The sequence below is a fragment of the Dyadobacter sp. CY356 genome (assembly GCF_021440195.1).
Taxonomy (GTDB): Bacteria; Bacteroidota; Bacteroidia; order Cytophagales; family Spirosomataceae; genus Dyadobacter.
In genome coordinates this window covers 813829-839218 of the sequence record NZ_JAJTSZ010000002.1, presented here as the reverse complement: position 1 = coordinate 839218, position 25390 = coordinate 813829, and the positions used below count along the sequence as shown (strand labels likewise).

Annotated in this window: 25 protein-coding genes; 5 read left to right on the top strand and 20 right to left on the bottom strand. The window is 40.1% G+C overall.

What is annotated here, in order from left to right:
* Positions 1-50: 50 nt before the first annotated feature.
* The gene (locus LXL81_RS09855; protein ID WP_234646612.1) at positions 51-629 is read right to left on the bottom strand and encodes a Crp/Fnr family transcriptional regulator; all 579 of its coding nucleotides are present in this window, start codon (positions 627-629) and stop codon (positions 51-53) included.
* Positions 626-850: a DUF2798 domain-containing protein gene (locus LXL81_RS09850; protein WP_234646611.1), complete on the bottom strand. Its 225-nt coding sequence runs from the start codon at positions 848-850 to the stop codon at positions 626-628. Before LXL81_RS09850 ends, LXL81_RS09855 begins: the two co-directional genes overlap by 4 nt.
* A gap of 325 nt (positions 851-1175) precedes the next feature.
* Between LXL81_RS09850 and LXL81_RS09845 the strand changes: the two genes are divergently transcribed.
* Positions 1176-2333 carry a zinc-dependent alcohol dehydrogenase gene (locus LXL81_RS09845; protein ID WP_234646610.1) on the top strand — a complete coding sequence of 386 codons (1158 nt, stop codon included), beginning with the start codon at positions 1176-1178 and terminating at the stop codon, positions 2331-2333.
* Positions 2334-2393: 60 nt separating this feature from the next.
* Here the strand turns inward: LXL81_RS09845 and LXL81_RS09840 are convergent, their stop codons facing one another.
* On the bottom strand, positions 2394-5243 hold the full coding sequence (locus tag LXL81_RS09840; RefSeq protein WP_234646609.1) for a PAS domain S-box protein: 2850 nt from the start codon (positions 5241-5243) through the stop codon (positions 2394-2396).
* A 71-nt stretch (positions 5244-5314) separates the two neighbouring features.
* A complete protein-coding gene (locus LXL81_RS09835) occupies positions 5315-5710 on the bottom strand; it encodes a response regulator (protein WP_234646608.1) in 396 nt (131 codons plus the stop codon).
* Positions 5711-5982: 272 nt separating this feature from the next.
* Between LXL81_RS09835 and LXL81_RS09830 the strand changes: the two genes are divergently transcribed.
* Positions 5983-6387 carry a VOC family protein gene (locus tag LXL81_RS09830; protein ID WP_234646607.1) on the top strand — a complete coding sequence of 135 codons (405 nt, stop codon included), beginning with the start codon at positions 5983-5985 and terminating at the stop codon, positions 6385-6387.
* A 150-nt stretch (positions 6388-6537) separates the two neighbouring features.
* Here the strand turns inward: LXL81_RS09830 and LXL81_RS09825 are convergent, their stop codons facing one another.
* From LXL81_RS09825 to LXL81_RS09805, 5 genes are all read right to left on the bottom strand, one after another.
* Positions 6538-7146, bottom strand: coding sequence for a hypothetical protein (locus LXL81_RS09825; RefSeq protein WP_234646606.1), 609 nt, complete (start codon positions 7144-7146; stop codon positions 6538-6540).
* A 26-nt stretch (positions 7147-7172) separates the two neighbouring features.
* Positions 7173-7430, bottom strand: coding sequence for a hypothetical protein (locus LXL81_RS09820; RefSeq protein WP_234646605.1), 258 nt, complete (start codon positions 7428-7430; stop codon positions 7173-7175).
* 260 nt (positions 7431-7690) lie between these two features.
* The gene (locus LXL81_RS09815) at positions 7691-10156 is read right to left on the bottom strand and encodes a TonB-dependent receptor (protein ID WP_234646604.1); all 2466 of its coding nucleotides are present in this window, start codon (positions 10154-10156) and stop codon (positions 7691-7693) included.
* Positions 10157-10568: 412 nt separating this feature from the next.
* Positions 10569-11438, bottom strand: a complete 870-nt coding sequence (locus LXL81_RS09810; protein WP_234646603.1) for a phosphoenolpyruvate hydrolase family protein — start codon at positions 11436-11438, stop codon at positions 10569-10571.
* A gap of 38 nt (positions 11439-11476) precedes the next feature.
* The gene (locus LXL81_RS09805) at positions 11477-12757 is read right to left on the bottom strand and encodes a Tm-1-like ATP-binding domain-containing protein (RefSeq protein ID WP_234646602.1); all 1281 of its coding nucleotides are present in this window, start codon (positions 12755-12757) and stop codon (positions 11477-11479) included.
* A 228-nt stretch (positions 12758-12985) separates the two neighbouring features.
* On the opposite strand from LXL81_RS09805, the gene LXL81_RS09800 reads away from it, so the two are divergent.
* The gene (locus LXL81_RS09800; protein WP_234646601.1) at positions 12986-14530 is read left to right on the top strand and encodes an MFS transporter; all 1545 of its coding nucleotides are present in this window, start codon (positions 12986-12988) and stop codon (positions 14528-14530) included.
* Between the two features lie 274 nt (positions 14531-14804).
* Here LXL81_RS09800 and LXL81_RS09795 read toward each other — a convergent pair whose 3' ends face one another.
* Together LXL81_RS09795 and purL are read right to left on the bottom strand one after the other, a co-directional pair.
* Positions 14805-15206, bottom strand: coding sequence for a putative quinol monooxygenase (locus LXL81_RS09795; protein WP_234646600.1), 402 nt, complete (start codon positions 15204-15206; stop codon positions 14805-14807).
* 310 nt (positions 15207-15516) lie between these two features.
* A complete protein-coding gene (gene purL / locus LXL81_RS09790; protein ID WP_234646599.1) occupies positions 15517-19176 on the bottom strand; it encodes a phosphoribosylformylglycinamidine synthase in 3660 nt (1219 codons plus the stop codon).
* A gap of 358 nt (positions 19177-19534) precedes the next feature.
* Between purL and LXL81_RS09785 the strand changes: the two genes are divergently transcribed.
* Complete coding sequence (locus LXL81_RS09785; RefSeq protein ID WP_234646598.1) at positions 19535-20062, top strand: recombinase family protein; 528 nt, start codon at positions 19535-19537, stop codon at positions 20060-20062.
* Positions 20063-20156: 94 nt separating this feature from the next.
* On the opposite strand, the gene LXL81_RS09780 is transcribed toward LXL81_RS09785, so the two are convergent.
* The 3 genes from LXL81_RS09780 to LXL81_RS09770 form a co-directional block, all read right to left on the bottom strand.
* Positions 20157-20849 carry a hypothetical protein gene (locus LXL81_RS09780; protein ID WP_234646597.1) on the bottom strand — a complete coding sequence of 231 codons (693 nt, stop codon included), beginning with the start codon at positions 20847-20849 and terminating at the stop codon, positions 20157-20159.
* Positions 20850-20860: 11 nt separating this feature from the next.
* On the bottom strand, positions 20861-21211 hold the full coding sequence (locus tag LXL81_RS09775) for a PadR family transcriptional regulator (RefSeq protein ID WP_234646596.1): 351 nt from the start codon (positions 21209-21211) through the stop codon (positions 20861-20863).
* A gap of 161 nt (positions 21212-21372) precedes the next feature.
* The gene (locus LXL81_RS09770) at positions 21373-21912 is read right to left on the bottom strand and encodes a pyridoxamine 5'-phosphate oxidase family protein (protein WP_234646595.1); all 540 of its coding nucleotides are present in this window, start codon (positions 21910-21912) and stop codon (positions 21373-21375) included.
* Positions 21913-22154: 242 nt separating this feature from the next.
* Here LXL81_RS09770 and LXL81_RS09765 point away from each other — a divergent pair, with 242 nt between their 5' ends.
* Positions 22155-22787, top strand: coding sequence for an outer membrane beta-barrel protein (locus LXL81_RS09765; RefSeq protein ID WP_234646594.1), 633 nt, complete (start codon positions 22155-22157; stop codon positions 22785-22787).
* A gap of 30 nt (positions 22788-22817) precedes the next feature.
* Here LXL81_RS09765 and LXL81_RS09760 read toward each other — a convergent pair whose 3' ends face one another.
* The 6 genes from LXL81_RS09760 to LXL81_RS09735 all read right to left on the bottom strand — a co-directional run bounded on the left by LXL81_RS09760 (position 22818) and on the right by LXL81_RS09735 (position 25375).
* Positions 22818-23123 carry a hypothetical protein gene (locus tag LXL81_RS09760; protein WP_234646593.1) on the bottom strand — a complete coding sequence of 102 codons (306 nt, stop codon included), beginning with the start codon at positions 23121-23123 and terminating at the stop codon, positions 22818-22820.
* Positions 23120-23329: a hypothetical protein gene (locus LXL81_RS09755; protein ID WP_234646592.1), complete on the bottom strand. Its 210-nt coding sequence runs from the start codon at positions 23327-23329 to the stop codon at positions 23120-23122. The genes LXL81_RS09760 and LXL81_RS09755 overlap by 4 nt, the downstream gene beginning before the upstream one ends.
* 12 nt (positions 23330-23341) lie before the next feature.
* Entirely contained in the window at positions 23342-23602 is a 261-nt protein-coding gene (locus LXL81_RS09750; protein ID WP_234646591.1) for a hypothetical protein, read from the bottom strand.
* 93 nt (positions 23603-23695) lie between these two features.
* A complete protein-coding gene (locus LXL81_RS09745; RefSeq protein WP_234646590.1) occupies positions 23696-24058 on the bottom strand; it encodes a hypothetical protein in 363 nt (120 codons plus the stop codon).
* A 71-nt stretch (positions 24059-24129) separates the two neighbouring features.
* On the bottom strand, positions 24130-24402 hold the full coding sequence (locus LXL81_RS09740; protein WP_234646589.1) for a hypothetical protein: 273 nt from the start codon (positions 24400-24402) through the stop codon (positions 24130-24132).
* A gap of 82 nt (positions 24403-24484) precedes the next feature.
* Positions 24485-25375: a DUF4595 domain-containing protein gene (locus LXL81_RS09735; RefSeq protein WP_234646588.1), complete on the bottom strand. Its 891-nt coding sequence runs from the start codon at positions 25373-25375 to the stop codon at positions 24485-24487.
* Positions 25376-25390: the final 15 nt, after the last annotated feature.

Below are 25390 nucleotides of genomic sequence, written 5' to 3'. Positions count from 1 at the left end.
TTCGATTACTAATGACCAAATCCTGACAATAAATGACAATTATACCTGTTTCAGATTTTTCCTTTCAGCCTGCTTAATGTTTCCTGGGAAATGTTCAGATACGAGGCGACCAGTTTATTTGGCAAACGCATTACAATCGTTGGATTCTGTTGAAGGAGCAAATGATATCGTTCTCTGGCTTCCATGGTTACAAATGACATCAGCCGGTTTGTATTATTTACATATGCTTTTTCTAAATAAATCCGGTAGAACTTATCCCAGGAAGGAATGATTTCCAGAAGGTGATAAAAATCTTGCTGGGTGATATAAAGTAAATCAGAATTTTCAACGGCCTGGATAAATTCCTGTGAGGGTTCGCCTGTAATAAAACTCACAAGACTGGTTGCGAAATTATTTTCAAAAGCAATATAACGTGTAGTATCCTGGCCCTGTTCATTATTGAAAAATATCCGGAGACAACCCTTACCAACAAAAAATGTGCGTTGCCCGATCTGGCCTTGCTGTATCAAAATTTCATTTTTTTGAGCTCGGTACGGTTTGAAATAGGAAAGTATGATTTCGACTTCTGACGGCGAAACCTGAATTCTTTCTTTTATGTAAAAAATTACCTGTTCAAATATGTCATTCATGGTTTTGAGGAGAATTTTTCTGCAAGTTTTCTGGCATTAGGAATTATCAAAAATGCGGCTCCATAAGCCACAGGCAACATAACGCTCCATGCGCTGATAAACTTGTAAAACCAATCCTGACCGAATCCATAATTGCGGATCAACCCGACAAAGGCCATAATCAGCGTCATAGGAATAACCACAAAAAGGGTATTGATGTACTTAAAATATTTCTGTTTCATTTTGCCTGATTTTCTATTTGATCATGCAAAGATGCTGCACTGCATGACGGCAAACATTGATCTATGTCAATAAAATGAAAAGAATAGAAATTTCGGTTTATAAATATTCTTGCCGATATGATAGCTAACTATAAGGGGTTAACGCACAAGTTACATAAATCATCAGGGGCGGATATTCCTTTATTCGGGTACTTTTAATTTTTTTGCTGATCCGCCGTCGATATTAAGGCAATCAATTCTACAAGCCCTGTCATGCCAGAAGGTTTAAAATCGTGGTATACTTGTTTTTATCAAATGCCCAATCATCAAACTAAAAACAAACTTTATGAAAGCTGCCGTATTTCACAAACCAGGCGATATCAGCGTCGATAATGTACCAGATCCGGAAATTCTAGATCCAAGAGATATTATTCTGAAAGTAACTTCCACAGCAATTTGTGGATCTGATCTTCACATAATGAGCGGATCCGTTCCTCAAAAGGAAGATATGGTTTTAGGACATGAATTTATGGGAATTGTTGAGGAAGTTGGATCTGCCATTACAAATTTGAAAAAAGGAGATCGTGTGGTGGTACCATTTCCGATTTCTTGTGGTAACTGCTTTTTCTGCACGCATGAGGCCTCTCCTGCCTGTGAAAATTCCAATTTTAAACATTATGGCCCAAATGGCGATATGTTGGATCAAAAAGGTGGCGCATTGTTTGGTTATACCGACCTGTACGGTGGATATTCCGGCGGGCAGGCTCAATATGTGCGCGTGCCCTATGCTGACATAAGTCCCCGGATTGTTCCGGATAATATGACTGATGAGCAGGTTTTATTTTTAACTGATATTTTCCCGACAGGTTGGTCTGCGATTGACTGGGCTCAGCTGAAAGGTGGCGAAGTAGTTGCAATCTTCGGGTCCGGACCAGTGGGTCTGATGGCACAGAAGGCTGCCTGGATTAACGGTGCAAGCCGCGTTATTGCTATTGATCCGCTGAATTATCGTCTGGAAAAAGCAAAAAGAGTAAATAAAGTCGAAACACTGAATCCGCACGAAGTTGATGTTGTTGCGGCCATTCGCGATATGACAGGAGGCAGGGGAGCAGATGTTTGTGTGGATGCGGTAGGTTTTGAGCCCGAAAGATCATTTCTTGATAAAGCAAAAGCTGCTATCAATTTTGAAGTAGGTTCGCCAAAAGTGCTTGAAATGTGTTTTGAAGCGGTGCGTCGTATGGGGACGGTGTCCATCGTAGGTGTTTATGGTTCAACATATGATAATTTTCCTATGCACCGGATTTTTGACAAAGGATTAACAATCAAACAGGGGCAGGCACCGGTTTTGAATTATATTGATCATCTGATTGATCTGGTCAGAGATGAAAAAGTAATTCTGGATGATATTATCACGCATACGCTCCCATTGGAAGAGGCCGCACATGGCTATAAGATTTTCCAGGAAAAGGAAGAAGATTGTGTAAAGGTTGTGTTGAAACCATAATAAAAATTCCCCCTTTCAAATCCGCTGAAAGGGGGAATTTAATTATGTATCTGGTATATATCAAAAATCAGAAGGTAAGTAAATTTCAAATACTGCGCCCTGACCAGGCTGGCTGATGGCTGTAATGGCGCCTCCGTGATTGTTTACCACCTTGTCACAAATGGCAAGCCCGATTCCGGTACCTTCATATTCGCTCTTACCATGCAGCCGTTGAAATGCCTGGAAAATTCTGTCCGCATATTGCTGTTCAAATCCAATTCCATTATCGGACACGGATATTAAATGATACGTGGAAGACCAGCGCGATGGTTTTACATGCGCAGGAAGATCAGCCGTATTGATCAATCTTGAACGTATATGAATGCGGGGTATATTTTGCGAATCGTGGAATTTTAATGCATTGCTAAGCAGATTCTGAAACAGCTGTCCCAATTGAATCTTGTTTCCATTTATTATTGGCAGCTGATCCACAGTTATCTGAGCATTGGTTTGCTGAATACGGTATTCCAGATCCGACAAAGTTGTACTGATTACATCATGCAAAGAAATCTGTTGGGACTCCTGAGGATTATTAGAAATACGAGCATAAGTCAAAAGATCAGTGATCAGCGTTGACATCCTTGTGGCAGCAGATTGCATCCTGTCCAGGTATATAAGCGCGTCGGGGGATGGAGAGTCGTATTTCTTTTTAAGAAGATCACCAAACTGTTGTATTTTTCTGAGCGGCTCCTGAAGATCGTGGCTGGCAATGTATGCGAACTGTTCCAGGTTTTGATTGGAAAGGCTCAAGAGATGATTGGCTTCGGCCAGATCGTCATTTGTTGCGGCAAACTCTTCATTTATCGCAGCCAGTTCTTCATTTGTTGCCGTTAACTCTTCATTCGTTGTTTCAAGTTCTTCTGTACGTTCCTGCACAAGCTGTTCCAGAGTAAACTGGACTTCGCGTTGTTTTGTAACATCCTGAGCTGTACCGCTTAAAATCGCCGGATTACCTTCGGAATCATAAAAAACTCTGGCTTGAACCTGTATGATCCTTTGTTTCCCTGTTATACGGTTGATAATGGGATGTTCATTTTTATATATTCCGGAAGAACCTGGTCTGATAGCTTCGTTTACAGCCTCTTCCACTGATTGTCGATACTGTTCCGGTACAGGATTGTAGGCATCGTTTTCCGATAAATAATCATTGTCAAGACCCAGCCAGTCTGTGAAACGTCCGGAATATGTAAATTTTCCTGCCTTGATATCCAGGCTCCAGGTGGCCAGTTCTGCCAGTTCGATTGCACCGCTCAGCTGCTGCTGAGATTCAGAAATCTGCTGACGTGCTTTAACCTGTTCCGTTACGTCAATGGCAATGTCCAGAATGGCATAAACATTTCCTGATTCATCAAAAAGTGGAGAATAAGTGATATTATAGAAATTGTGCGTCATCTCGCCATTTCGCACAATATTAACCTGTGCCCCAGGACTTTGGAACATCTTTCCTGTGGTATACACATCATCCAGAATCTGAAGAAAAGCCTGATTTTCAAGTTCCGGCATAACATCTGCGAGTCGCTTTCCGGCAATGTCGTTACCTTTTCCAACAATTTCGATAAATGCCTGGTTGGGAAGCTCGATGATTAGATCCCTTCCAACAAAAAGTCCCATTGCTGCCGGTGCATTTTCAATAATTGATCTTAACTGAGACTCGCGGCTTTCAACTTCTTTTCTTGCCAAAACCAATTGCGTAACGTGCGTGGCAATAATCAGAACCCCTGATATACTTCCATCTGACTCCTGGTTTGGCTGATACGAAAGATCCACATAAATTGTTTCCAGTTTACCGTTTCTAAGAACAGTTGCCGGAACTTCCAGAGCTTTGTAGGGGATGCCGGTATCCATAACCTGCTTCATTATTGTATCAAATCCTTGTCCACGAAGCTCTGGTAAAATGTCCAGCAAAGATTTTCCGATTAGTTGCTCCGGAGATCTTCCCACAAGTTCACCGTAAAAAGGATTGGCCATGGTAAAAACCAGATCCGGATTACTGACAATCGCAATGGCAACAGGAGATTGCTCGAAGGACGCAAGAATTTTTCGTTGGCTTTCTTCAATCCGCTTTTGATACAGAACTTGCTCAGTGATATCAACCGCCATATTTAAAATGGCGTAAACTTTGCCATCAGGCCCAGTGAGAGGCTGATAAGTAAATTTAAACCAGAAAGACTGAAGTTTTCCGTTCACAACCAGATCAACCATTTGCTGGTCAGTCTGGTAGATTACGCCTGTATCGAATACATTTTCCAGAATTCCGATGAAAGGCTGACCTTCGAGTTCCGGTAAGGCATTCGATAATTTGGTACCAATCACAGCGGGCGTTTTTCCCCAAAGTTCAATCATTGCCTGATTGGCTATATCGATGATCAGGTCGCGGGATCTGTAAACTGCAATTGCAAAAGGTGCCTGCTGAATCAGCCCTTTGAAGTGGGCTTCACTATTTTGAATTTGCTGTTGATGCTGTTTTTCTTTAGTAACATCTTGAGCAACTCCCGAAAACCGGGTTATTATTTTTTGATCGTCATATTCTGCTTTTCCGGTGAACCTCACCCAGCGAAGAACCTTATCCTTTGCCCCGATCGTACGGTAGGTAACATCATATTCTCCTGAGTACCCCGGCGTCATTGCCAGATTTCTTGCTGTCGCAACCCAGTCTCTGTCATCCGGATGAATATGGGAAACAATATCATCTAAAAGCAGATAATCGTCGTCCAAACCAAACATTTCCCTGCAACGCTGGTCCCAGTGCACAATTCTTGTGTTTGGATTGATCTCCCATACACCAAGTTTTGCTGCCTTTAACGCAAAATCTACGCTCAGACGTTGGTTTAGTCCATTATGATCTGTTGATATCTCCTGTCCGTTACTCATTGATTGAGTAAATTTTAATTAGAAATTTAGATAGACAATTTTGTAAAACTTTCGTGCCTGACCGGACACATTTATTTGAAAAAAAATGAAACAAGTTTGTCAGCGAGTTTCGCGAATTCAGGGATGCTACTGGGTTTGGCAATAAAATCGTTGATTCCTTCCCTGAAAGCCGATGCCACCAGTCTGGGGTCTGACGATGTGGATATCATCACAGCGGGTATAGTTGCATAAAACGGATTAGAACGTATCGCAATCAATGTTTCGAGGCCATTCATTTTCGGCATGTTCATATCCAAAACAATCAATACGGCGGATGTGGACTGTTTTTCCTCAATAGAAATTAATAAATCAGAACCGTTTTCAGCTTCAATAATCGTAATTGCGGGATCAATTTGTTTTATGGCATCACTGATAAGGTAACGGTCGTCGGGATCATCATCAGCCAGGTAAATTGTTTTTATATTCATACAGCCAGTTTGGCAAAACATTAAAGAGTACGGGGTTATTGCAAAAAATGGGTAACGATTCCTGATAGTGTTTAATTTAAATCGCTTTATCAAACAGGATGTTACTGCGATCAGGGAAACTCAACATCCAATTTTGTTAAAACTACCAGGGAAATTCTTACCAAATATATTCCAATATGGCATATTTATGACACATATTGCGAATTTTATGTAGTGCTTGTAAGTTTAATGGCTTGTAGAAAATATCAGAAACCTGCAAATATTCAAAGATTATGAAACAGAGAATAGCCCATATAACATTGTTGGTAAAGGATTACGATGAAGCGATTGCGTTTTATACTCAAAAAATGGATTTCTTACTGAATGAGGATACCAAATTAAGCGAAGACAAACGCTGGGTTGTAGTCTCACCACCGGGATCGAACGGATGTGCTCTTTTGCTGGCAAAAGCTGCCGACAATGAGCAACTTGAAAGTGTTGGAAATCAAACGGGTGGAAGGGTATTTTTGTTTCTTTATACAGACGACCTTTGGAGAGATTATAATAAAATGACTGCCAGGAATATTGAATTTGTAAGGGCTCCGAAAAAAGAAGCTTATGGAACGGTGGCGGTGTTCAAAGATTTATATGGCAATCTATGGGATTTGTTAGAGCCATTCGCTGATAGCAAACTTTGATGGCGGACTTTCCCAATTTCGGAAGAAAAATTTGATACAAGCTATCCCAATATTTCGTGGGCTAACGGACGCAGGTAAGTGGTAATAAAAAAAGTTACCAGTAAAATACTGTCAAGCAAGGCCCTTCTGATATTTTACTGGTAAGTGAAATTATTTTTTATAGGCAACATCAAATTTTACCTCAGTCCCATCAGGTAGTTTTGGAACAATTGCAAAATATTCAACATGCTGCCTGGTGGTAAGAACTCCTTTGGTACGCACGACTTCAACGTGGTACGTCACTTTTCCGGCACCACAATCACTGGTTACCAACTGGCTCACGACGTGAGCTGCCGAATCAGTAAAATAACTTCCTGCCAAAAGCATTTTTGAATCAAAATCAATACTCTGGTTACGGTTTGCGATGTATCTCTCGTATTGCTGTTGAGAGGTAATAACCAGATTTACAACGGAATTGGTATCCAGAACTGCTGCTGATAAAGATGATTTTGAATTCAAATCTTCATAATTCAAAATGCCTTCGCTGCAAGCCACCACAACGGGGTCATCAGATTTACAGCTGTTAAAAACAGTTCCGGCTAATCCGAAAACCAATAAACTTGCCAGAGAAATACTTAAAGCCTTCAACTTTTTGCTCATAAAAAACGGACTGATACTAAAAAATGCATTAAATTTTTGTGGTTTGAATACTTTCCAGCCACAAGGTAAAAAGTAAACCGTCAGCGGAAATATACTTGAAACGTCTTGTAAATATAACAACACAAAAGTTTAAAAATGCTACTTGCTTATCCTTGGAGCTCTTTTAGCAATTCCTTGTATTTATCAATTTTACTTTCAAAATTTCTAATCCCGGTTTCGTAAATGATCTTTAAAGAAAGAAGATCATCTATATCAGCCTGATAGACCGGATCTGCCTGGTCTTCATCTGTCAATTCTGGTAAAAGTGCAATCAATTTATTTAAGGATTCGGTGTTTTGTTCGAGCCGGTAATTGTTCCAGTCGATCATTTTTTGATATGCTTTTTGTAAGGAATTCTTTTTCATAGATTAAATATTTAATAACTGTAATTTGAAAAATCATTGTACAAAATCATGCCTTTAAATTTTTATGATTCTGCTTTTGCTGGATTTTCCAACGCTTGTAAAAAATGTTTCTGATTATTGGCAATTATCCTGCTGTGTTCACACAATGAACTGGCGTGCCAAAACCGGATCCTTGCTGATTTCCAGCAAGTCCGGCTTTAAATTATCTCTATCAATTTTCGGAATTTATATTTGACGTGAGCTTGTAATAACTTAAAAGATTAGAACGGAATAATTACCTTAACACTGCCATTCCTACCCATATTATAAATCCCGGAACGGCCATTTGGAGAGGCAGTATAATATTCGAAATATTTCAAACGATTCAGATTTGACTGATAGGCAGTGTCGAATAAATTGTCAATCTGTAAAAACAGCTGGAACAATGGTTTTTTATTTCGATTATTTACTGTTGTTCCGCAACCGATATTAAACAAGGCATAACCGGCCGTAGCCGTTTCGGTATTATCAACGCCATAGAATTTATTCTGTGCGCCGTAATAGTCTATTTCTGCTCTGAAGTAAGTCCCGCTTAAATTACCGATTGGTTCTACAAGAGAAGCTCTGATCTCGGAACGGCCATGAACGGGAGGTATAAACGGCAGGTATTTTGCTGAATTTCCTTCCAAAGCAATTAATGCTTTATTGCGGTTTAAACCTCTGATAAAAGCCAGACTGTTATTAAATGTCAGCCATTTAACACCGGTAGGGTGCAGGTTTATACTGAATTCTGCTCCATATAATTGCGCCTTGGATTGCTGATATTTATAGGTAAAATTTCCAGGAACGATAATGACCGGTTTTCCGTCAGCATCAACCAGCCGTGCCTGGTAAATGTAATTGTCAATAGTATTATTAAAAAGTTCGACGCTAAAATCGAATTCTTTAAGGTAACCGATAAAGCCGATATCCGTTTGCAGACTGAATTCTGGTTTGAAATCGCGGTTTCCCAGATAAACGATATGCGCACCAGGGTCCAAACCATTTGAGCCTATTTCGGTGATATTGGGAGCGCGGTAACCTCTTGACAGATTAGCTTTTAAAAGAAGCCTTTCGGAAATATTATAAGTCGCCCCCAGACTTCCGGAAATACCAGTAAAATTTCTATTATAAGACGGGAATTGTAAAACTGCCCCAGAACCAGGTTTTGTCAAAAGTTGATTAAATCCGGTTTCAGGATCATGTTGTACATATTGATCTTTCCAATTCCATGACCGGGTATCATAGCGCATACCGCCGCTGATATCTACTTTTTCAAGAGATTTTTTCAAAAATAAAAAGGTTCCGATATCAAGCAGATTATAGTCCGGAATCGGGAAATCAGTTCCACTCAGATTTCGGTTCATCTGGTACATTCCATTCACACCCAATGTTGCTTCCAGTCCTTTCCACTCCGGGAAATTGTATTTGAAATCATAATTATAGGTATTCAGCTGAACATAAAGTCCGGGCTGCGAAGGCATAGTCGGATGGTTATATTCACGGCGCACACTTTGTTGAAATCCAAACAAGGCTGTCAGGTCACCTTTTCCTAAAAGAAAACGATTTCTGGTAAATAAACGGTAATGCTGAATTCGCTGATGCAGCGGATTGATGTTATATGTTTTTAAGTCATGCTGAGACACGAGCGGACGATTTTTGATATTATCCGGGCCGCTTTCGAGTACTTGTCTTGTAAATTTCCGAGTCAGTGAATCGCGGCTGCCGTCAGGGATTTCCTGTAAATTATTATAAAGCGTGGCATAAACATAGGACGATCCCCAGCGTTTTATAATCCCGGTCATCGCAGAAAGATTGAGCTCGTTATAGGCTGTCCCGTAAACCCGGCCATCAATTTTATTCTTATATGCAGTAGCATTTTTCCCTGAAACCCTGAATGCAGATTTCCATCCGTTTTTGTTATAAGCTAGTCCGCCCGAGGCACCGATCATGCCATTGTTGGTATGGTATTCCGTCGTGATATCACCTTTAATTTTTCCTTCCGGCCCTTTTGGAATGTAGGGAATGAAATTAATTACGCCGGCTACTGCGTCAGATCCGTAAATAAGACTTGCCGGACCTTTCACCACTTCTGCGCGTTCGACGCCATACTGATCAATTTCAATTCCATGCTCATCACCCCATTGCTGCCCTTCCTGACGAATTCCATTGTAGAGCGTCAGGACCCTGTTGTAGCCAAGTCCCCGGATAAAAGGCTTGGAAATATTCGGTCCGGTTGTAACCGCGCTCAGACCCGGAACACCTTTTAAAACCGCGTCGACAATATTATTATTGACATTCATATCCATTTCCTTTTTGCTCATTACCGCAATGGCGACCGGACTTTTCCTAAGTTCAGTTGCTCTGGATACGCCCGTAACAACCAATTCGCTAAGTGTATTATTTATTGGTTTTAAGTCGATTGTCAGCATAGAATTTTTGTTTTCGCTAACATCTATTTTTCTGGAAAAGCTCTCAAACCCAATGGACGAGGCCATTATTTCATATTTTCCGACTGCTATATTTATCAATTTAAAGTGGCCTGAACTATCTGCCTGAGTCCCGAAGGATGTTTTGGTAAGGGTTACCGAGGCATAAGGTACAGGCTTTCCACCCGAAATAATCTGGCCCGAAACAGATCCGGTCTGGGCTTTCAGAATGTAATTACCTGCCAGTAGTATGACAATTAATAGAAGACGTATTTTCATAAATAGAAAAATGTTAGGGGCAAGACAAACGCATTTTATCAAATCGAGTGAAAAACTACGCAATCAAATATATTAGCTTTATTTTAAATATAATTTAGACAAATCTAAAAATTAAATTTAACAAAGCAAATTTAATAATTAGAATGAGCATATCGATAAGTTTAAATAGAACTTAATCTACTGACGAGTATATAGTAATGCCGGCCTCGGAGATTTGAAATTTATTATACGGTAAGTTAAAAAGACAGGAGATTACCTGAATTTGTAAAAGGATAATCTGTTACGTCCGGTTAGAAACATTGACGTTCCGGCTTTGGAATGGTGCGGTGTGAGCTGCGCAGAAGATTTCCAGATATACTATGGGAGAAATACAAACAGAGTTGGACCGGCCAACTCTGTTTGTATGAAATTTTTAATTTTTCTTTTCTATTGTAAGCGACTTGAAGCTTCGAGTCAAGTCGGTAAGTGATTTTTCAACACCCATTCGTTCCAATGAAGAGGCGCCGACAAATCCGTGTACATTCGTTTTGTCCAGGATAACACGTACATCCTCAGGTGTATTGATAGGGCCGCCGTGAGCGAGAAAGAAAATATCGGGATTAATGGCTTTCGCCGCATCAATGATTTTTTGAGTACGCGTAATGGCATCATCCATCGTACACGAAGCGTCCACAACACCTATGGATCCGCCAACGGTTGTACCAACATGCGCGATGATAGCATCCGCACCTGCTTCTGCCATCTGTGCAGCTTCCTCTGGTTTAGCCACATAAACGATGGAGAAAAGATCCATTTTACTTGCAATGCGTACCATTTCCACTTCCTTATCAAAGCCCATTCCTGTTTCTTCAAGCACCTGGCGGAATTGCCCGTCGACAATGGAATGTGTAGGAAAATTATTAATTCCCGAAAAACCCATTTCTTTCACTTTCAGCAAATGATGCCACATGCGGCGTCTGGGATCCGACCCGTGGACGCCACAGATTACAGGAATTTCCTGAACCACCGGCAAAACTTCAAATTCTCCGATTTCCATCGCTTCGGCATTGGCGTCTCCGTAAGCCATAAGGCCTGCTGTGGAACCATGGCCTGCCATTCTGAACCGGCCTGAGTTATAGATAATGATCATATCTGCTCCGCCTTTTTCGATAAACTTGGCACTAATTCCGGTACCTGCACCGGCAACGATAATGGCTTTATTTTGATCCAGGGTAGCTTTTAAACGATCTCTGACTTCCTGTCTTGTGTAAGGATTTCCCTTACCTGTCCATGGATTTGGCATAGTATTTTTTTATTATGATTATGTATTTCCAGATATTTTTAAGGCTGGCTTCCTGCCTTATCAATAGTTTCTATCAATGTTTTTACCAGTAATGCGGCAAAGGATTTGTCGTTAATATGTGCGTTTGCTTCAATAATTTGGATACTTGCTGCTGCATGTTTTTTAATTGAATCAAATAATGCCTGATCATTTTCTGGTTCAAAAAAGATACCTCCCGCGCAGTCAATTTGCGAAATCCCCTTTAATGGCAAAACAATACTTACCGGAGCCGTGGATTTATTCAGTTTTTGTGAAAGCTGTTTCCCTAAGATGGAGTTTTCTTCGGTATTCGTCCGCATCAGAGTCACATCCGGTGCCCAGCTGTAAAAAAAGCGATCTTTATATCTGGCAGGGACTGTGTCGGGATGCCCAAAATTAACCATATCCAGACAGCCGGGAGCGATTACTTGTGGAAGATGCATTTCACTGGCAGCCAATAATCTATCAGGACCTGCACTGCAAATACCGCCACAAAGATCATCGGCCAGCTCTGTTGTTGTAACATCCAGAACTGCATCAAAATAACCTTCCCTGATCAGGGCTTCCATTGTTTTACCACCAATTCCGGTGGCGTGAAATGCAAGAACTTCATATCCCTCTTTTTGTAACAATAAAGTACACTGATCCACGCAAGCCGTGGTATTGCCGAACATGCTGACTGCAATTCTTTTGACCTGCGCTTTTTCAGTAATGGATTTAACATTGGACATCGCACAAATAGCCGCGGCCGACTGGCTGATCAAAACTTTGATGATACTATTCAATCCTGCAACATCAACAACAGAAGGCACCAACGTAATATCCTTATGGCCAATTTGTCTTGAAAGATCTTTGGCAGCTATTGTGGTCAGACAAAGTTTTGGAATGCCAAAAGGAATCTGCTGCATCGTGGAAAGTGATATGTAGGTTCCGCCACCACCGCCCATTCCGATTGCACCTTTTAATTTTTCTTCTTCAATAAGTGTTTTGACGATGGCAGCAGCGCCTTTTCCCATGACATCCATCGCATGTCCACGGTCGCCAAGTTTTCTTAATTCAAAAATCTCGGAACCACCTTGCAAAGCCACACTATCGGATTCAAAATCGACAGGAAATAAGTCTGTGGTCCCTAAAACGCCTGTATTGATGGTAATTACCTTTTCACCCAAAGCGAGAATACAATCTCGCAGATAAGCGAAAACTTCACCTTTGGTATCAAAACAACCCAGTATTAAAATGTGTTTTTTGGAATAAGCCATTTTCAGGTTTAGCAGATTTACTACCAAGATGTGATCTTCCAAATTTAAGGGATAGCTTTGAGGTTTCTACTTTTCCAGGTACTGATTATTCTATCCTGATTAACAGGAATTAAAAACCGGTGATGCCAGATCTGCCCGTATTTTCTTTATATTGATAAGATTACAGTTATAATGAGTTGCCGATTTTACAATGACAAGTTAAAATTGTTGTGTTAAAAATCTTAACTTAAACTTGCCTAAACTTCACCCGAAAGCATTAAATTCTGAATCATGTCAACAGTTGCACTTGCCAGTACAGAAGGAAAATGGATCATGGCATCAGTCATTCTGGCATCAGCAATGGCTTTTATTGACAGTACGGCGCTGAATGTTATTTTACCATCCTTACAAAATAGTCTTGGTGCAAGTGGCAGTGACCTGTTCTGGATACTGAATGCATATTTATTGATGCTCGCTTCACTAATTCTGATTGGTGGAACTTTGGGTGATAACCTTGGCCGCAAAAAAGTATTCATGGTGGGAATTGCTATTTTTATTGCAGGTTCTGCCGCTTGCGGATTTTCTCCAACAGTTACATGGCTGGTGATTTTCAGGTTGATTCAGGGAATAGGCGGTGCATTGATGATACCGGGAAGTTTATCGCTAATCTCATCATCGATTAATGAAAAGGAGCGGGGCAAGGCTATTGGAACCTGGTCGGCATTCACGACCGTAGTAACAATAGGCGGTCCGATTCTCGGTGGCGCTTTGGCTGATGCAGGTCTTTGGCGTTATATTTTCTTTATCAATGTGCCAATTGGCACGGCTGCACTGATCATGTTGTGGGTTCGTGTTAAAGTATCTGAGGAAGAATCTTCAGGAAAGCCGCTGGATTTTGCCGGGGCTGCTGTGATCGCTTTGGCACTTGCCACCTTAACATTAGCTTTTCTAAGGATACCTTCGATCGGTTTTAATAATTTTCAGACTTATTCAGCCCTTTGCGCTGGTATTTTTCTGCTTGTTCTTTTTATTTATTTGCAGTACAAAAGCACACATCCGATGATGCCGCTGAGCCTATTTTCAAGTGTTACTTTCAGCGGTGCAAATCTCCTGACATTTTTCCTTTATGCGGGACTTGGCGGCGGAATGTTATTTCTGTCGTTAAATCTGGTGCAGGTGCAAGGATATAGTCAACTGGAATCCGGCCTTACGTTTTTGCCTTTTACAATTTTAATGATATTGCTGGCAAGGTATGCCGGAAAATTGGCCGATAAATATGGACCCAGATTATTTCTGATTGCGGGGCCTTTTACAACAGGTGCCGGTTTGTTTATTTTATCAATGGTGAAACAAACCAACGGTCCATCAGAATACTGGACGACATTTTTTCCTGGAATTTTAATTTTTGGCTTTGGTATGTCATTCATCGTGGCACCCCTGACAACCGCAGTAATGGCTTCCGTGAGTGATCATTTTTCCGGAACTGCTTCCGGGGTTAACAATGCGACGACAAGAATTGCCAATGTTTTTGCCAACGCAATTTTTGGTGCTCTGGCAGTTTTATTTTTCTCCGGTGCCCTGGAAGATCAGTTAAATAAATCAGCGTTCAGTACTTCTGAAAAAACAGAGATTCTCCGGGAAGCGACGAATCTGGGTAATGCAAAAGTGCCGGTGGAAATTGAAAAAGGAAAAATACAAGTTGTGACAAATGCTTATCATCAATCGTTTATTAGCGCTTATGCCATTATAATGCGTATTTCTGCCGGGCTTGCGTTTTTGGGTGGGTTGATGGCTGTGTTGTTTATTAGGTCTTCGAAGAAGGAGGTTGAAAAGTGACAATCTGTTTTTACAGATATTATCATCTTCTTAAACAAGATTTTTGGCAAGCAGATAGTGTAAGGATAAGTCCCATTTCAAGCCATTAATCCAAAATTTACATATCATGAAATCTGGTCCTTTGTAAATTAAGACTTACCGGATTCCCGGAAGAGATAAGCAAATGGCTAAGTTTATTTTAGGGACGACATAAGCGGCCAATCTCTTTGTACAAAAAGCAGTTTCAATAAATAATTTTAGAGTCAATAAATCCATTCTGATTTTTTAATTTCAATTACCTAACCAAAACCTCTTTAATTTCCAGCGCAACAGGTGCTACCTCGATCAGTTCCAGCGATTTGACCATTTTTAGCGTACCATTTTTATATTTGATAAAGTGCGGTGTTTTTAAGTGAAATTGGTATGCTTCCTCACTAGCATATACTTCAAAAACTGTGAAAAGTTCAGGATGCGTTTTATCCTGAACGGCTTGCAAAGCAAGAACTCCTTTTTCGACTTTAACAGCCGTTTTTGCGTGTTGTGCAAGCGCGTCCTTGTAGGCTTCCACGTCTGTTGGATAAACTTCGAGCTTGGCAATGCGAAACTTTCTTTCGTCTTGTTGTGCAAAGGTTTTTACCGAATCCAGTGTGAACATAAGCGCAAAGAGGATACTTGATTTAATGATTTTGTTAAGCATATTCTCATAATTTTAAATTAGTCAAATCTAAACGAGCAGTTCTGGTGCATGTTAGATGCAGAAGTCGCTACTAACACCATCTTTACTTCCCGCAGTATTTTTTTATAGTTTAGGCAGGTATAATTCAGGAAGGTGATAAGTTAACGAACTCCCAAAGTACTAAATCTTGTGAAGGTAAAATAGCGTATTAAATCCCAACTTACAAATTCCTGCTTATGGCGCATGGGTTCTTTGCAATTCAACATAAAACAAAACACCCTCAATAAATGATTAAATCTATTGAGGGTGTTTTGATATTAATTCTATTAACTTATTTCTTTTCCAACCACAATCTGGCATTCACAAATGCTTCCATCCACGGAGAAACTTCATCTTTTCTTCCTTTCGGATAATTGGCCCAGTGCCACTGGAACAACGATCTTTCGATGTGTGGCATCATCACCAAATGTCTTCCTGATTTATCACAAAGCATTGCGGTATTGAAATCTGAACCGTTTGGATTGGCCGGATATGATTCGTAACCATATTTTGCCACGATGCTGTATTGATCCTCTGTATAAGGAAGTTCAAACTTGCCTTCGCCATGAGAGATCCATACACCAAGCGTACTGCCGGCCAATGTGGAAAGCATAACAGAATTGTTTTCCTGTATTGTTAAAGAAGTAAATCCGCTTTCGTGTTTTTTACTTTCATTATGAAGCATTTTAGGTTTTTCTTCGTGATCTTCATTGATAAGGCCCAATTCTATAAACAACTGGCAGCCGTTACAAATACCAACTGAGAGTGTGTCCTCGCGTTTGAAGAAGTTTTCCAAAGCGATTTTTGCCTTTTCATTGTAAAGAAATGCACCAGCCCAGCCTTTGGCAGAACCTAAAACATCAGAATTTGAAAATCCTCCGACAGCACCGATAAACTGGATATCTTCCAGTGTCTCGCGGCCTGAGATCAAATCCGTCATATGCACATCTTTCACATCAAAACCTGCCAGATACATTGCGTTGGCCAATTCTCTTTCCGAGTTGCTGCCTTTTTCACGGATGACAGCCGCTTTTGGTCTTGGTTTTGATGGATCAATTACTGGTTTTTTACCATCAAATTGTAATGGAAAATTGTATTGCAATACGTGGTTTTTATAATTATCGAAACGTTCTTTGGCTTTAACGGGTCCGCTTTGTTTTTTATCTAACAAATAAGAAGTTTTAAACCAGACATCGCGAAGTTCGTCGATAGCAAATTCTTGCGTTACTGACTGATCTTTAATTGTCAAAGTTGCCGTAGATGTAACAGTACCTATTTTATGGAAATCTACACCAGCCGCTTCAAGAACAAATTCGGCTTCTGAATCAGCCTGGAAAACGATTCCAATATTTTCGGCGAAAAGTTTGGTGATCATATCCTGATCTGACAAAGATGAAAGATCAATATCTGCTCCAAGATCACGATCGGCAAAACACATTTCCAGAAGGGTAGTAATTAAACCGCCGCTGCCAATATCATGTCCCGCCTGAATTTTTCCTGCTTTGATCAGCTTTTGAATCGTATTAAAAGTATTTTTAAAAGATTCCGCATTTTTGATATCCGGCGTTTCTGTTCCGATTTTACCCAAAATCTGAGCAAAAGAAGAACCGCCCAGTTTATAAAGATCTTCGGATAGATTGATATAGTAAACCGCACCTCCGTCTTTTTGAAGAACCGGTTCTACTACCGAAGTGATATCATCACAATGCCCGGCAGCTGATATGATCACAGTTCCGGGAGCGATCACTTCTGTATCCTTATATTTTTGTTTCATTGACAAGGAATCTTTTCCCGTAGGAATGTTGATTCCCAGACTGATCGCAAATTCGGAACAGGCTTTTACCGCTGCATATAAACGTGCATCCTCACCTTCATTTTTACAGGCCCACATCCAGTTGGCAGAAAGCGAAACACTTTCCAGTCCGTCCTGTAAAGGCGCCCAGATAATATTCGAAAGGGATTCAGCTATTGCATTGCGACTACCGGCAGCGGGATCAATCAGCGCAGAAAGAGGAGCGTGGCCGATTGAAGTGGCTATTCCTTCTTTTCCTTTATAATCCAGCGCCATAACGCCCACATTATTCAAAGGCAATTGAAGCGGACCGGCACATTGCTGTTTCGCAACGCGGCCGCCAACGCAACGGTCAACTTTATTGGTGAGCCAGTCTTTACTTGCCACAGCTTCCAGTTGAAGAAGCTGCGTCAGGTAATTGTGAAGCTCTTTCTGGTCATAGGTTACAGGCTGATATTTTCTGTCAACGGTTTTGTCATGCATAACAACCTTTGGCGAGCTTCCAAACATATCATCCATTTCAAGATCCATCGGTTTTATGCCTGTGGAAGCCGATTCGAAAGTAAAGCGGTGGTCAGAAGTCACTTGTCCGACGGTATACATCGGCGCTCTTTCGCGGTCTGCTATTCGTTGAAGCGTATCAATATTTTTCTGTCCGATCACAAGTCCCATACGTTCCTGGGATTCATTACCGATTATTTCTTTTGCCGAAAGGGTAGGGTCACCCACAGGCAATTTGTCAAGATCAATTTTTCCACCCGTTTCTTCCACGAGTTCAGAAAGACAGTTTAAGTGTCCGCCTGCGCCGTGGTCATGAATGGAAACAATCGTGTTGTTATCACTTTCTACCATACCGCGAACGGCATTGGCAACTCTTTTCTGCATTTCAGGATTCGAGCGTTGTACCGCATTCAGCTCAATTCCCGAGCTCATTGCGCCGGTGTCAGCAGAAGAAACTGCTGCACCACCCATACCGATACGGTAGTTTTCACCGCCCAGTACTACAATTTTGTCATCAACAGAAGGTTTTTCTTTTTTAGCCTGATCTGTCTTTCCATACCCGATTCCGCCTGCCTGCATGATCACTTTATCATAACCAAGCTTACGGGCATCTTCTTCATGCTCAAAAGTCAGCAAGGATCCAACGATCAAAGGCTGTCCGAACTTATTTCCAAAATCAGAAGCACCATTCGAAGCTTTGATCAGAATATCCATCGGCGTCTGGTATAACCATGGCCGTTCTGCCATGGGCTGTTCCCATGGACGATTTTCTTCCAAACGTGAAAATGAAGTCATATAAACCGCAGTTCCTGCCAACGGCAAAGAACCTTGTCCACCGGCAAGTCTGTCTCTTATTTCTCCTCCCGATCCGGTTGCGGCACCGTTGAAAGGCTCAACCGTAGTCGGGAAATTATGCGTTTCAGCTTTCAGGGAAATGACAGAATCGAAATCTTTTGTCTCGTAATATTCAGGAACATCAGGGCGTTTCGGAGCAAATTGCTCCACGCGCGGACCTTTTACAAACGCGACGTTATCTTTATAGGCAGAAACAATTCCATTAGGATTGGTTTCCGAAGTTTTGCGTATCAGTTTGAATAAAGAAGAAGGCTGTTCTTCGCCATCAATAACAAATGTACCGTTGAAGATTTTATGACGGCAGTGTTCAGAATTTACCTGAGAAAAACCAAAAACTTCTGAGTCAGTAAGTTTACGATCCAGTTTTTCAGAAAGATTATTCAAATAATCAATCTCCTCAGAACTTAGCGATAAACCTTCCTGACGGTTATATTCAGCAATATCATCAATTTCCAGAATGGATTCAGGCTTGATACTGATGGTGTAAATTTCCTGGTTCAGCTCACTGTATTTTTGCGACAGCATTGGATCAAAACCGGTAAAGTCTGCCTCAACTTTTAAAAACTCCTCAATTCTGATAATCCCATGGATATCCATGTTCTGGGTAATTTCCACAGCGTTGGTACTCCATGGTGTAATCATTGCAGCACGAGGGCCCACATAAGATCCACTCAGAACAGTTTCTTCACTGAGCTGGGCGTTACCAAAAAGCCAGGATAATTTAGAAATATTTGCCTGAGAGAGGGATTGTTCAATTTGCAGAGCAAAGACGGTATTGCGGTCGTTGGAAAAGAAGTAAATCATGATATATTTTTAATGCGGCAAAGGTATTTAAAAAATTACCGAAGCCCATCTATAATGTAAAAATTGATCTGATTTATAAAAAAGGTTAAAAGACCAAGGTTAGTTCCTGCATTGATCTTTCAATTAACATTTTATCCCCAAAGCCTGGCTTGATTCAGTCGCACAGTTAGAAATTTTTCGCTTAAAATTCAAGCCGGTCAATAAATTCCGACCGGAAATTATTGACAATCTGTCTATGATATACGGGTTTCTATCTATTCTATACCCTGGTTGTAGATATTTCTTTGTCCATTTACACATCAATATGAATTAATTACCACTTTTTATTAAAAGAATTGACAACATTTCCTCCGTGAATATGAAAGACAATGATAAAATGGATTCGGTTTTTCTCTCACTTTGCGGTGATATTTTAAAAAAACTTACCGATCAGCATTCCAGGAAAGAAGGTATTAAAGAAATAACAGAAATAAAGTTTGAGACAAAAATGTCTGAAGAGGACTATGTACAATATATGTTCTTCAAGGCGTTAAGTGAAATGTACAAGGCAGGACTTGAAGATAGGGAGCATGAAGAGGAGCCTGAACCGGTGACCGAATTGAACCAGGAAAAGAGTGTTGTTTATTTTCGTTCTAGAAAATCAAAAAGAAGTATTCCGGCCGATAATTTTGCCATGAAATTAGCGCCTGTTTTAAAGGAAATAAGACAAAGCGGCCCGCTCACACTTCTGGAAATTGCCAACAAACTTACCGAGCTCGGGATAACAACCAGTGAAGGAGGAAAATGGCATCCGGCAACAGTGAGATCTCTCGAAAACAGAATAGAAAAAATTACAAGTAAAACTGCTGAGTGGAGTAATAGTCTGAAGGAAAATTCTAAGGGGTAGTGGGGTGGTTGATATAGTAACTAATCTAATTATTCCGGATATACTGTCTGTCTGGGCTGCTATCGTTCCATCCCTATTCAACCAAAACAGCCTACTACTTCGTGCTATACCAATAATTCCCTTCATATTTTTGAGAATATTCGATAAGTGAAATAAACGATATTGACAGTATAGACCAAATGACAGCATTCAGCAGTGCACTCGCCAAAACCGTAAATCCTGATTCTGTAAGTGCGTAGGATGATAATGCCGAAATTACAAACAAAGCATATGTTACATACACTCTCACAACCATTTGAGATTTTATCACACCAAAAACACGAAGCCATTTTACATACCTCTGAAGGAGAAAAATTGGAAGAGTTAAAACAGGCACAATAGATGCGCCGGATATCAATCCGCTTAAAAAGTCGTAACTATCAGCCACATTCTTAGTAAAGAATCCCAGATAAAGACATAAAGCTGTGATCGCGGCCGAAACAATTGCAGTTCTTAATAGTTTTATTCCGGCAAACTGACTTTTTTCCAATGCCCATAAAACACGGATTTGTTTTTTCATAAATCCCATTCTGAATTGCCACTCCATTTTTTGGATAGCACCCAAACCACCAAAATCCTTAATGGTCAAATCCATAGCTTTATCAAATGGAAAGGATTCCGTAAGTTTTGATTCAATGGCATCAATAAAATGGTCGGTCATTTCTTTAATGAAATCCGTTTCAACCAACTTGCAATTTTTTGTAAAGAATTCCTCTATCTCGAAATATTGAGCTTGCGTGATTTTCATGAAATAGTAATTTACGGTATTGAAATCAAATCTTTGGTTTCAAGTATCAATTGTAGCTGGTTAAGAAAATTTTGTATCATTGCCAGTCTGTCAACAGCATTTCCTTGCTGATTACTGGCTATTGAATAGTATTTCCGGGCACGGCCATCTACAACTTCTGTCTGTGTCGTCAATATTCCTTCTCCTTCCAGTTTATGTAATGCGGGATATAGAGCTCCTTCTGTTATACGTAATTCTCCGCTGGTAATTTCTTTTACCCTCTGACATATTTCATATCCATACATCCGTTCCGTTTCTGAAAGGAGTTTTAATATTACCGCATTGATACTTCCTTTTAAAAGCTGTTGGGCGTTTTTATTCATAACTCAAATATACCAAAGTATTGTATACATCCAAGTCTTAGGTATGCATTTTTCACAAATTTTTTTATAAGTTAAACTAAGTAATGTTTTTAACCACCGCAACTGGTTGGAAGTACGTAGTGTTCCAAGAACACTACGTACAACTTTTGTTTTGCTCTTAGTTATGGATTGACTAATTTCCCCTCGATGGAATCATCCATGGTTTTTCCAAGGATTGCGCCAACAACGGTTTTGGCAAAGGCAACTGTATTTCCATGTTTATTATCCCAGTAATAACCTTCTCTGGCTTCCACCTTGATTGCTGTAATTCTTGGATCGTCGACGCCTTCTGTAAACCAGGTCTTCAAAATTGGCTCCCAAAGTTCTTTGATGATTTCCTTATCCTTGGTGATGGTGGCAGCACCATAAATGCTCAGGAAATCCGAGTATGAGGACCCTTGAAACAATAGGTGAACATTCGGATCGGACGCAATATCTGCATTTTTGTGACTGTCGTCGGCACTTAAAAACCAGAAATTACCTTCCTCATCCACTTTCTGCACCGACATTGGTCTAACTTTTAATGGCTGCTGAGAAGTAATACGAGTGCAGAAAAAGCATGTTCCTGCATCTTTTGCCAGTTCTTTAATTTTTTCACCTGCTGCCTGTCCGAAAAGATCTTCGTGGTTTTTCTCTTCCTGTTGTTGATTGATGCTATCCATAGTAATTCAATGATTAATTGTTTCCGGATTATTAAAAAAGATCATTCCAGGAATCTTTTAACCTTATTTTGGAGGACTTTGGTTTGCCTTTAACGCATAGACGAAATCTAAATAATTATATTTTTTAATCATATTTTAATATATTCTTACAAGTAAGTTTGGGGCTAACAAATCTTATTGTTTAAAGTCGTTTTGAAATCCTGCCTCTGCGATAATTCAAAATGCTACACAACCAATTAATTATGAAAGCACTTTCCCACATTGTGATGGTTCTGGTTGTTCAGTTATGCTCATTTTCAATGGTTTTAGGACAAGGTAAATTTGCACTTTCTACCACGGTGGCTCCTATGTACAGGCATTTCAAATCCAGAAATACTATTATACTTCCCGATAATAATGGCGGAACTTATACATATATTGATAAGTCAGAAGGATCCTGGCGAGGTAGTTGGTTTGGTTTGAATGGACAATATTCTTTTTCTCCAAAATGGTCTGCCACAACCGGCCTGTGGTATAATAAATCAAGGTTAATTTCCGGAAATACAGAAGCAAGGTCACACAATTTTTCTATCCCTTTAATGATTAATTTTCAATCATCAACAAGAAAATTGTCACCCTATTTTTCAGTAGGGTCATTATGGAACCTTGAGACTACTACGCATATGTACATTGATGACATTGGGCCAGTTGTATTCAAATCCGGCGATAAGACTTTCAAAATATCTCCAACAGTTGGGGCAGGAGTAATATACAATTTTTCCAAACATTTTACTGTCATTGCCCAACCAACTTTTAGCTATGTAATTCCTCCTGTCGGATTTAATTCGAGAACATATCAGTTGCTTTTTCATGTTCAGCTGATGTATAGATTCTAGCTAACCCGGTCAAATATCTGATGATATTTATCAATCGGCTGGCTTTTTTCCACTACAAATTGATAAAATATTATCATCGATCAAAAAATAACCTTCTCCGGATAGTTTATCTTTAATAACCTGTTCTCCAATAAAACCGAGGATTTCTTCCCTTCTTGAAAGCGGAATTTTTGTGTGTCTTTCCCAGTATTTCGGTTCCGGAATCCCCATAATGATTATGGCAGGTGGCATCGCCAGTTCATACCACATTTCAAAACTGGTTTCTTCATTTTTAAAATAAATGGTTCCGCTACGTCCGTCTTCTGAATAGCGAAGAGAGGAGTCTGTGTTATTCATGGAAAAGTATTTTTTGCCCAGATATATCCGGATATGAATGAGAGGATAAACCCAATCGGGCCAAAAACAAATATGCTTGTCATGCTGGCTTCAACACTTCTGTCGTGGCCGTTTGATGAAAATTTTCCTATCAAAAAGTAGCTTAATGAGGCAGCAATGACATATCCGGCAATACCCGCAATCAGCGCAATACCAAAAGATTTCATGGTGTTGTAAATTTAATTCGTGGCAAACTGATAGATAATTAAAAGAAGTATTGTCGCAATGCACGTAGATAGAATTTTCATCCATTGCTGTGATACAACGTTCAGACCTACCAAGACAAGAAGCATAAGGAACATCACACCTTTGATCGCCGATTCTACGCCTGGCATTTCGTGGCTGGGTTTGCTTTCCTGCATAAAAGCCCAGGCTACGAATCCGCCGTAAACGGTGATAAGTATCCAGTTGATTATAGTAATAATTTTAACAAAGGTCATAAAACAAGCGATAAGTTTTTAAAAATTGAAAATAATGGTAATCAGAACTTTCGTTTCTGGGAATGAAAAATTCGAAAGTTCTGATTCTTCTTTTTACACTTCAAAGGGTAATTCATACTCTTTACTGATCACCTTCGAGCTGCGTGTTTTAACTTCAACTCGTGCTTTCAAAGGCGAGCCCGGAATCAGATAATTTTTAATGAACTGATCTTCGTGCACCATCCAGGAGTAGTCACTAAGTAAAAAAGCGACATCTTCCGTTTTGGAAGCCTGATAAGCCCAGCGCTCTACTATATCTGGTTCGAAATTGATCGTATTTCCCATGAAAAGTATCTGAATTCCCGGAAGTGAATGATTACCTAGTTCTGTACAGTTAACCACAGTTATGGTCAGGGAAGATCCATCTTCGAGATCTCTCACTGCCCATTCATCAAGAAGTGTTTTAATATTAGCCATCTGGTGGTTTGATATGTATTAAATGCTGAATTAAACTTTTAGTAACGCTGACTGACATACGCAATCGGTTTTCAGGCAATTGTGGATAGCACTGTCAAGGATACAAGACTGCTTAAAATGAGATTGACAAAACGTCTTAACCTTGGAGAAACGCCAGGATTTTGCTGACGGTTCTGATATGTATGCCAGTGCGAACCTAAAATGACATTGAACAGCTCCAGCGATGCACCGATAATATCGCCGTGACGTAAATTCACTGTTACAGTTTCAAGTCGCAGGAGTATTGCAACGGGTATCAGATTGAAAATAAAAGTATGATAATTGAGTAATATTAATTTTTTCATGACTAAGATTTGCTGTTTTATTTGTTTATAGAGAAATATACCGGCTTGTGTATCTCTCTCTGGTTTCTGATGGGATTTAATTTTAAGGGTGAAGCCCAATTTCAGTGACCAGATAATCATATCGCTTGGTTTCAACCAACGCCGCGCCAGAGATATTATAAATCTGTTTTGCCGTTACATAACCGTCACTGTTTAGCTCATAATTGTAATACTTGCCGCGGGGAATAGCTTTCTCTGTAATCATTTTGACCAGATGTTTGCTTGGTTTGCCGAAAATTTTAAGATACGGATCAGGAAAGCCTGCTTGTTCACAATTAACAGGTGAAAAGTCATCAAGCATCGGATCGCCACCAATTTGTTCGTAGGACAAATACAATTCAGTCAGTAAACTTGGTCCTGGTGTAATTCCGGAATAACCGTAGTAGCTGATTTTATTTAAATCACCTGCCGTATTATAGCCAAATAAAGTTTTTGAATTTGGAGCTTTTTTGTCAGTCATGGTTGTCAATTGCCCCTTTGGATTATAAATGTAGGAAAGTATAGTTTCGACTTCCTGTACAGCATTTGTACCTAATGGCATATAATCTATCCGGCTGGATTCAAGACAATGTCCCGTGTTTGGATCCAGCAAAAAAGTTGTTATTGCAACCTCTTTCCCATTTCTTGATAATGTAGCCACGATTGAATTTGTACTGTAAGCATAGGTAACATTAGTCAGGTAACTGCCGCGAATGTTAGCGCCCATACTTACTTTTTTTAATTTACCATCTTCAAAATAGGATAGAATCGCATCTCCATGTTTGATAAGCTGATATGTTTTTGGAAGATTCGGAGAAACTCCGTCTCTCAATGCCTGCGCAGATGCAGGATCCGGCAAAACCGGTTTTGGTCCATCGTCATGCTGACACGAAACCAAGCCGATCACGAAAACTAATGAAACGACTATTGCTAATTTTTTAACTGAGATGTTCATTCGATTTGAGTACTT

Coding starts and splice junctions, on each gene's coding strand:
- LXL81_RS09855 (WP_234646612.1), bottom strand. CDS start 629: ATGAATGACATATTTGAACAGGTAATTTTTTACATAAAAGAAAGAATT.
- LXL81_RS09850 (WP_234646611.1), bottom strand. CDS start 850: ATGAAACAGAAATATTTTAAGTACATCAATACCCTTTTTGTGGTTATT.
- LXL81_RS09845 (WP_234646610.1), top strand. CDS start 1,176: ATGAAAGCTGCCGTATTTCACAAACCAGGCGATATCAGCGTCGATAAT.
- LXL81_RS09840 (WP_234646609.1), bottom strand. CDS start 5,243: ATGAGTAACGGACAGGAGATATCAACAGATCATAATGGACTAAACCAA.
- LXL81_RS09835 (WP_234646608.1), bottom strand. CDS start 5,710: ATGAATATAAAAACAATTTACCTGGCTGATGATGATCCCGACGACCGT.
- LXL81_RS09830 (WP_234646607.1), top strand. CDS start 5,983: ATGAAACAGAGAATAGCCCATATAACATTGTTGGTAAAGGATTACGAT.
- LXL81_RS09820 (WP_234646605.1), bottom strand. CDS start 7,430: ATGAAAAAGAATTCCTTACAAAAAGCATATCAAAAAATGATCGACTGG.
- LXL81_RS09815 (WP_234646604.1), bottom strand. CDS start 10,156: ATGAAAATACGTCTTCTATTAATTGTCATACTACTGGCAGGTAATTAC.
- LXL81_RS09810 (WP_234646603.1), bottom strand. CDS start 11,438: ATGCCAAATCCATGGACAGGTAAGGGAAATCCTTACACAAGACAGGAA.
- LXL81_RS09800 (WP_234646601.1), top strand. CDS start 12,986: ATGTCAACAGTTGCACTTGCCAGTACAGAAGGAAAATGGATCATGGCA.
- LXL81_RS09795 (WP_234646600.1), bottom strand. CDS start 15,206: ATGCTTAACAAAATCATTAAATCAAGTATCCTCTTTGCGCTTATGTTC.
- purL (WP_234646599.1), bottom strand. CDS start 19,176: ATGATTTACTTCTTTTCCAACGACCGCAATACCGTCTTTGCTCTGCAA.
- LXL81_RS09785 (WP_234646598.1), top strand. CDS start 19,535: ATGAAAGACAATGATAAAATGGATTCGGTTTTTCTCTCACTTTGCGGT.
- LXL81_RS09780 (WP_234646597.1), bottom strand. CDS start 20,849: ATGAAAATCACGCAAGCTCAATATTTCGAGATAGAGGAATTCTTTACA.
- LXL81_RS09775 (WP_234646596.1), bottom strand. CDS start 21,211: ATGAATAAAAACGCCCAACAGCTTTTAAAAGGAAGTATCAATGCGGTA.
- LXL81_RS09770 (WP_234646595.1), bottom strand. CDS start 21,912: ATGGATAGCATCAATCAACAACAGGAAGAGAAAAACCACGAAGATCTT.
- LXL81_RS09765 (WP_234646594.1), top strand. CDS start 22,155: ATGAAAGCACTTTCCCACATTGTGATGGTTCTGGTTGTTCAGTTATGC.
- LXL81_RS09760 (WP_234646593.1), bottom strand. CDS start 23,123: ATGAATAACACAGACTCCTCTCTTCGCTATTCAGAAGACGGACGTAGC.
- LXL81_RS09755 (WP_234646592.1), bottom strand. CDS start 23,329: ATGAAATCTTTTGGTATTGCGCTGATTGCGGGTATTGCCGGATATGTC.
- LXL81_RS09750 (WP_234646591.1), bottom strand. CDS start 23,602: ATGACCTTTGTTAAAATTATTACTATAATCAACTGGATACTTATCACC.
- LXL81_RS09745 (WP_234646590.1), bottom strand. CDS start 24,058: ATGGCTAATATTAAAACACTTCTTGATGAATGGGCAGTGAGAGATCTC.
- LXL81_RS09740 (WP_234646589.1), bottom strand. CDS start 24,402: ATGAAAAAATTAATATTACTCAATTATCATACTTTTATTTTCAATCTG.
- LXL81_RS09735 (WP_234646588.1), bottom strand. CDS start 25,375: ATGAACATCTCAGTTAAAAAATTAGCAATAGTCGTTTCATTAGTTTTC.